Here is a 6,558-nt window from a genome sequence, read left to right as displayed (position 1 = left end):
GAGGAGCAGGACGCGTTCGCGGCGGCCTCGCATCAGAAGGCGGCCCGGGCGTGGAAGGACGGGGTCTTCGACGACGAGGTGGTGCCGGTGTCGATCCCGCAGCGCAAGGGTGATCCGGTCGAGTTCGCCGCCGACGAGGGGATCCGGGCCGAGACGACGGTCGAGTCGCTGGCCAGGCTGCGGCCGGCGTTCGCGAAGGACGGGACGGTGACGGCGGGCTCGGCCTCGCAGATCTCGGACGGGGCGGCGGCGGTGGTGGTGATGAGCCGGGCCAGGGCCGAGGAACTCGGATTGTCGTGGGTCGCGGAGATCGGGGCGCACGGGGTGGTGGCCGGTCCGGATTCGACGTTGCAGTCGCAGCCGGCGCGGGCGATCGCCAAGGCCTGTGCCCGGGAGGGGATCGATCCGGCCGAGCTGGATCTGGTGGAGATCAACGAGGCGTTCGCGGCGGTGGGGATCGTCTCGGCGCGGGAGTTGGGGATCGATGCGGAGAAGGTGAACGTCAACGGTGGGGCGATCGCGATGGGGCATCCGTTGGGGATGTCCGGGGCGCGGATCGCGTTGCACCTGGCGTTGGAGCTGAAGCGTCGCGGTGGTGGGGTCGGGGCGGCCGCGTTGTGTGGTGGTGGCGGTCAGGGTGACGCCCTGATCGTGCGCGTGCCCAAGGCGTAGTTCCCGGCTTCCACAAGGCTGCGGAGGGCACACGACGTGCGCTCCGGATGAGGACCTTCGGCGTGACGAGTCTCACGGCTCCGACCGCCGGAGGTCCTCCGCCGTTCCGGGCTGTCGAAGGCCCGTGGCGGACCAGCACGTGGCTATATCCTGAAGAGCACGCCTCGGGAGGTGGCGTCACGGAGGGAACGTGCGCCGGTCGAGCCGTCGGGACCGGCACGCGGGAACTGCGAGTCGGCGGAGTGAGTAGCACGTTCCGATGAGTGACGCGGATCCGGTCGACACACAGAGGTTCCCGGCCGACCCGGCAGGGGAGCTGGCCGGCGCCGGTTTCGATGATGTCGAGGTGATCGGACGCGGCGGGTTCGGGGCGGTCTACCGCTGCACCCAGACGGATCTGGATCGCACGGTGGCGGTCAAGGTGCTCACCGTCGATCTCGACGAGGAGAACCGGGCGCGGTTCTTCCGGGAGCAACAGGCGATGGGCCGGCTGACCGGGCATCCGAACATCGTCCACATCCTGCAGGTCGGCACCACCGGCAGCGGCCGCCCCTATCTCGTGATGCCGTACCACCGGCACGGGTCCCTGGAAGCGCGGATCCGCCTCGGGGGTCCGCTGCGGTTGGATCAGGCCCTGCGGCTCGGGGTGAAGATGGCCGGTGCGATCGAGTCGGCGCACCGCCTCGGGATCGTGCACCGCGACGTCAAACCCGCGAACATTCTGCTCACCGACTACGACGAACCCCAGCTGGCCGACTTCGGTATCGCGCAGGTCGCCGGCGGTTTCCGCACCGCCACCGGCACCGTGACCGGGTCGCCGGCCTATACCGCGCCGGAGGTGCTGGCCGGGGATCCGCCCGGCCCGGCGGCCGACGTCTACGGTCTCGGCGCCACCGTGTTCAGTGCGCTGACCGGCCACGCCGCGTTCGAACGGCTCAGCGGCGAACAGGTGGTCGCGCAGTTCCTGCGGATCACCTCGCAACCGGTACCCGACCTGCGGGAGCACGGGATCCCCGAGGACGTGTCCGCCCTGATTGCGCGGGCGATGGCCCGGACCCCGGACCAGCGTCCGGCCACGGCCGCCGAGTTCGGCGAGGAGCTGCGGCTGCTGCAGCGCCACCACGGTTTCCCGGTCGACGAGATGGCCCTGCCCACCGAGAGCGAGGGCGGGGTCGGAGGACCCGGGTCACTCGGGGATGCCGAGCGAGTACCGCCGGGCCGTGGGTTCGCGGTGTCCGTTCCGGCGGGCGCGACCGGTGATCTGCCGCTGGATCTGACCAGTTTCGTCGGCCGCCGGGACGAGCTCACCGCGGCGAAGAACCTGCTGACCGGTTCGCGGCTGGTGACGTTGACCGGGATCGGCGGGGTGGGCAAGACGCGGCTGGCCGTGCGGGTGGCGTCGGCGGTGCAGCGCGACTACGCCGACGGGGTGCGGCTGGTCGAGCTCGGTGAGCTGAACGACGGGGCGGCGGTGGTGGACGCGGTGGCCGCGGCGGTGGGGCTGCGGGATCAGTCGGGCAGGCAGAGGTGGGAGGTGCTGGTCGAGTTCCTGATCCCGCGGCAGGTGCTGGTGGTGCTCGACAACTGCGAGCACGTGGTCGACGCGGTCGCCGATCTGGTGGAGTTGCTGCTGCGACGGTGTCCGGGAGTGCGGGTTCTCGCCACCAGCCGTGAGCCGTTGGGGCTCGGCGGGGAGGCGGTGCTGGCTATTCCTCCGCTGGCGGTGCCGGACCCGGAGCAGGGGCCGTCCTCGGTACGGGCGCTGTCCCGCTTCGATGCGGTGAAGTTGTTCGTCGACCGGGCTGCAGCCGCCGTGCCGGGTTTTTCGCTCACCGAGGAGAACGCGGCGACGGTTGCACGGATCTGTCACCGGCTCGACGGGTTACCGCTGCCGATCGAGCTGGCCGCGGCCCGATTGCGGGCGCTGTCGCCCGAGCAGATCCTCGAGCGATTGACCGACCGCTACGTCCTGCTGACCCGCGGCAGCCGGGGTGTGCCGACGCGGCAGCAGACCCTGCGGTGGTGCATCGACTGGAGTTTCGAGTTGTGCACCCCAACCGAACAACTGGTGTGGGGCCGGATGTCGGTGTTCGCGGGCAGTTTCGACCTCGACGCGGCCGAGCAGGTGTGCGGCGAGGGTCTGGCGGCGGGGGAGGTCCTCGACACGCTGACCTCCCTGGTGGACAAGTCGATCCTGATCCGGGAGGAAACCGGGTCGGTGGTGCGATTCCGGATGCTCGAGACGCTGCGGGACTACGGCGCCGAGAAGCTCGAGCAGTCCGGTGAGGCCGTGGCCGTGCGTCGCCGGCACCGGGACCGGTTCGAGGCGATGGCGCTGGAGGCGGAAGCCGACTGGATCAGCGCCCGTCAGCTCGACTGGATCGCCCGCCTGAAACAGGAACAACCGAACCTGCGCGAGGCCCTCGAATTCAGTCTCGAGGACGATCCTGCCGCGGGGCTGCGGATCGCCGCCGCGCTGTTCAGGTTCTGGACCTCCCAGGGCCTCTACAGCGAGGCGTGGCGCTGGTACGACCGGCTGCTGGCTCGTTACAGCGGCCCACTCACCTTCGAATGGGTCAAGGCGATCTACACGGCGAGCGTGGTGGTGGGCTTCCTGGGGACTTCCCCGTCGGGGCAGCGCTCGTCGAGCAAGGACGCATGCTCGCCGCGCAGACCACCGACCCCCTGATCCGCGCGTACGTGTCCTTCGCCGAAGGCACGCTCGGTCTCCTCAGCGGTGATCTCGAACATGTGTGTTCCCAGTTCGAATCCGCCCGTGCAGGGTTCAGCGCATGCGGAGAACGGGCGTCCGAGATCTCCGCCCTGGTCGCACTCGCGACGGCCTACGGGCTGTCCGGACTGACCGAGCAGGCGATCGAATGCCACGAGCGGGCCCTCGAGATCACCGGAATGCACGGGGAGAAGATCTACAGAACGTATTCGCTGTTCGCCTTCGGAGTTGTTCTGTGGCAGCAGGGTGACGCAGATCGAGCGGTCCCGATCCTCGAAGAATCACTGCAGATTTCCCGGCAGGTCCGCAATCCCCACAACGTGGCAGCCTGCCTCGAGGCGCTGGCCTGGATCAGCTTCGACCGACGCGATGCGCGTCGGGCCGCCGTTCTCATGGGCGCCGCGGACGGGTTGGCGCAGGAGGTCGGCATCTCTCCGATCATTCACTCGACACTGGTTGTCCACCACGACGAATGTGCCCGCAGGACCCGGGAGACACTCGGCGACAGGGCCTTCGAGGCCGCCCATCGGGAAGGGGAGCAACTCGGGTTCGACGCGGCCATCGCCTACGCCCTCCACGAGCGACCACCGGCCGCCTCCCCGTCGAGAACCGATGCGCCGGCGCGATTGACCAAGAGGGAACGCCAGGTCGCGGACCTCATCGGGGAAGGCCTGACGAATCAGGCCATCGCCCGTCGCCTGGTGATCTCCCCGCGCACCGCACAGGGTCACGTGGAGCACATCCTGGCCAAACTCGGATTCACCTCCCGGGCACAGGTCGCGGCCTGGGTTGCGGAGCAGTCGCACGACTAGGCACCGGGAACCTGCAGATACAGGTATGTCTCCAGGTATTTCGGCCGTCGCTTCCGCGCGGCGGTGACGGCATCGTGTGACTCGCCTCACCGTTTCGATCGAAGGCCGACCCGATGCAGCACCGACACCTCTCGCCGATCACCCCAGCCGCCGATCACCCTGCGGCGATGCCCTGGACAACTGTTCGACTCGACGCCGGGACGGGGGTGTGTGGCGTGCTCGGACAAGGATCTCCCTTGGTCTTCGTTCCGGGTGGGGGATCGACACCTTTGACGTACCGTCACGCCCTCGAACGGCTTGCCCGCCGTTTCCGTGTCTACGCCCCGCTGATACCGGGCTTCGCTGGAGTGGCGGGCCGTCCACTCGATCGACGGACGTTGCGGGACTGCTCTGCCTGGCTCGGTCGGTTCCTGGGCGCCGCCGATCTCGGTCCCGTGACTCTCGTCGGGCACTCGTTCGGGGGAGCGATCGCCATCCAGACCGCCGACGCGGATCCGGATCGCGTTGCACGCCTCGTCCTGGTGAACTCGGTGGGCGGAGGGCCGTGGCCGGAGATCAGGAGTGCCGGGTCCCAGGTCGGTGACAGGAAGTCCCTGCCGCTCCGGATGCGTGCCACGACCGTCCTGCCACGTCACACGGCCACCATCTGCAACAGCGTCCGAGATCCCCGGCCGATCCGGCCCAGCGCTCCGCTCACTTCGGGCGGGTACCTGGTACCCGAGCTGAACCGGATCGCCGCACGACCCCTGCCGGTGTCACTGGTGTGGAGCCGCGGCGACCGCTTGATCACGCGTGCACGTCTCGAAGCGCTCCGGGATTCCCTGGGCAGACCACCGGTCTTCACGGTCGCGGGAGGCCACGACTGGCCGATCACCGCACCGGACTATTTCGGTAACGCGATGCGGACCGTCCTCGACTGGCTGCCGCCCAGGGGCGAGCAATGAGTACCGGTCTCGCCGCTCGCCGGGCCTGAGACCACGCGTCCCGGGCGACCTGTCATCCGACACGCGGGCGCTGCGCTGCCCGCACTGCCTCGCGGTCACGAATCGAAGGAGTCACCCGGACGCCCCGCGTCGAACTGTCCGTCCGGGACCGCATGCCGGATGAACAGGCCGATTTCGGTGATCGCGCGCCTGGACTCGGGCAGGAGATCTGCCGCCGACTGGAACCCGTGCAGTTGCTGCTCCCAGATCTGCAGGTCGCATTCGCTGCCGGCCTCGGCCAGCCGCTCTGCCATCACTTCGGCATCCGGCAGCAACAGTTCGTCCGAACCCACCTGGATCAGCGTGCGGGGCATGCCGCGAAGATCGTGATCCACCGGGCACATCCGGGCCTGCGCGCCCGGGTCCGTGGCTTTCCGTGCCTCGATGTTCCGGGCCAGCCTGAAGAGTTCCGCCGCGGCGCTGACCGGCAGGAGCGCGCATCGATCCGCGTTGGGGTGAGCCAGCTTGCGACCCGGATCCAACTCCGTGAGCGGCGACAGTGCCACGACCGCGGCCGGCGCGGGGAGACCCTCGTCGCGGAGGCGCAGCGGCACCATGAACGACAGGTAGCCTCCCGCGGAGTCGCCTGCGATCACGATCTGCTCGGGACGCCAGCCCGCGGCCAGCAGCGCGCGGTAACCGTCGACACTGTCGTCGATAGCGTCGTCGATCGAGTGCGCGGGCAGCATGCGGTAGTCGACCATCAGCACGGGCGCCTGCGCCTCGGCGGAAATTCGCGAGACGAGCCGCCGGTGGGTGCGGACTCCGCAGCACAGGAAAGCGCCGCCGTGCAGGTAGAGGACGACGCGGTCGGAACCGACGTCGGGGGCTTCGACCCAGAGTCCCTCGCAGTTCGGGAGCTGCGCGGGCCGGCATCGGGTGCCGTCGATCGGCGGCAACAGATTTCCCACCGAGTCGATCAAGTCGGCAGGCCACGGCAGGGCGGATGCGCGCGCCCACAGTGACAGCACGGGACGCAGGGTCATCCGGACCGATCGGGACAGGAGTCGCGCCTGCACGCTGGTACCCGGGAAATGCCGCCGATGCACGAGTGTCGGCCGGTGGTGGACTCCTGGCCCCTCCTGCGCGCCACCGCCGCCCACATCGTGGGGCTCCAGGAGCCGGCCGGTCGTCGCGATCGTCGTCATCGGTGCAGGTCCCTTCCGTGCGGTCATGCGAAGGGCCGGTCCGAAGTGCGTCGGCGAGCGGTGTCGGAGCAGTGGAGAACCCGGATTTCGCGATGGGTGGCAGCGCATTGGCAGGACATATGGTCGCGTGGGGCGAAAGGTCCCGCACCGGTCGAATGACCCGCGTGAGGTACCTGTTTCTCGCCCACGGGGATGCGCCGGCCGGTGCAGCG

At 69.4% G+C, this 6,558-nt stretch carries 3 protein-coding genes and 1 pseudogene; 3 read left to right on the top strand and 1 reads right to left on the bottom strand.

Going from position 1 to position 6,558, the window contains the following annotated elements; translation table 11 throughout:
* From I0Q12_RS33685 to I0Q12_RS23720, 3 genes and pseudogenes are all read left to right on the top strand, one after another.
* The coding region (locus I0Q12_RS33685) for an acetyl-CoA C-acyltransferase (protein WP_231611305.1) at positions 1 to 672 on the top strand (672 nt) is incomplete at its 5' end.
* Between the two features lie 259 nt (positions 673 to 931).
* A pseudogene (locus I0Q12_RS23730) lies at positions 932 to 4,215 on the top strand (protein kinase).
* 236 nt (positions 4,216 to 4,451) lie between these two features.
* The gene (locus tag I0Q12_RS23720; protein ID WP_197255309.1) at positions 4,452 to 5,159 is read left to right on the top strand and encodes an alpha/beta fold hydrolase; all 708 of its coding nucleotides are present in this window, start codon (positions 4,452 to 4,454) and stop codon (positions 5,157 to 5,159) included.
* Between the two features lie 95 nt (positions 5,160 to 5,254).
* Here I0Q12_RS23720 and I0Q12_RS23715 read toward each other — a convergent pair whose 3' ends face one another.
* Positions 5,255 to 6,184 carry an alpha/beta hydrolase gene (locus I0Q12_RS23715; RefSeq protein ID WP_231611303.1) on the bottom strand — a complete coding sequence of 310 codons (930 nt, stop codon included), beginning with the start codon at positions 6,182 to 6,184 and terminating at the stop codon, positions 5,255 to 5,257.
* Between the last annotated feature and the right edge of the window lie 374 nt (positions 6,185 to 6,558).

This window comes from Rhodococcus sp. CX, from assembly GCF_015865005.1.
GTDB lineage: Bacteria > Actinomycetota > Actinomycetes > Mycobacteriales > Mycobacteriaceae > Rhodococcus.
Note: the sequence above shows the minus strand (reverse complement) of the source record. Positions and strands in the feature narration are given on the sequence as shown.